A 716-nucleotide genomic window follows, 5' to 3' on the forward strand; every position below is an offset into this window, starting at 1 on the left:
CTGCGCGAAGCGCTGGAGGGGCCGCGCCGCACCTCCCGCGCCCGCATCTTCGACCTGCCGCGCGGCGGCCTCGCCGCGCTCGAGGCCCCGCCCGCCCACCACCTGGCCGAGGCGCGCGACGCCATCGCCGCCATGCTGGAAGAGCGCGAGTCCGCGGGCGCCATCGCCCTGCTGCGCCTGCCGGAGCAGGCGGCGGCGGTGCTGGCGGCGGTGGAGGAGTCGCTCGGCCTCGCTGCCGCGGTGCGCGCGGCGGTGCCCCAACCGGCCGGGCGTGCGCCGGACGGCAGGGCGATTGCGCACGCGGAGCGTGCTCTGCTCTCGGCCGACCTCACGGCGTTCCTGCGGCGGCGGAAGGTCTGCCGCCTGACGCCGGGTGGCGGCGCGCCGGAACCGCTGTGGGAGGACCGGCGCATCGACCTCGGCGACGTGCGCGACGCGCTGCTGTCGGGCTGCGACCTGGCGCTGGCGCCGGCGCTGGCCCGCCGCCTGCGCCGCTCGCTCGACCGCCGGCTGCTGGCCGGGCTGACGCGGCCGGAGGAATTGCGGGCCATCGGCCCGCTCTGCCTTTCGCTGGGGACGGAGGCGGTGACCTCGGCCGAGTTCCTGCGGCTGGACGCGCTCTGGCCCGCCGCGCTGCGCGGCGCCCTGACCGTCGCCGTCGCCGCGGAGGAGGCCGCCGCCGACCCCGCCGCCTTCGCGTTCGCGCGGGAGGTGCT

At 79.5% G+C, this 716-nt stretch carries 1 protein-coding gene; it reads left to right on the forward strand.

Annotated elements, in window-relative coordinates; genetic code table 11:
• The coding region (locus GXW76_RS25495; RefSeq protein ID WP_211864936.1) for a hypothetical protein at positions 1-716 on the forward strand (716 nt) is incomplete at both ends.

This window comes from Neoroseomonas soli (genome assembly GCF_018129065.1).
Classification (GTDB): domain Bacteria; phylum Pseudomonadota; class Alphaproteobacteria; order Acetobacterales; family Acetobacteraceae; genus Neoroseomonas; species Neoroseomonas soli.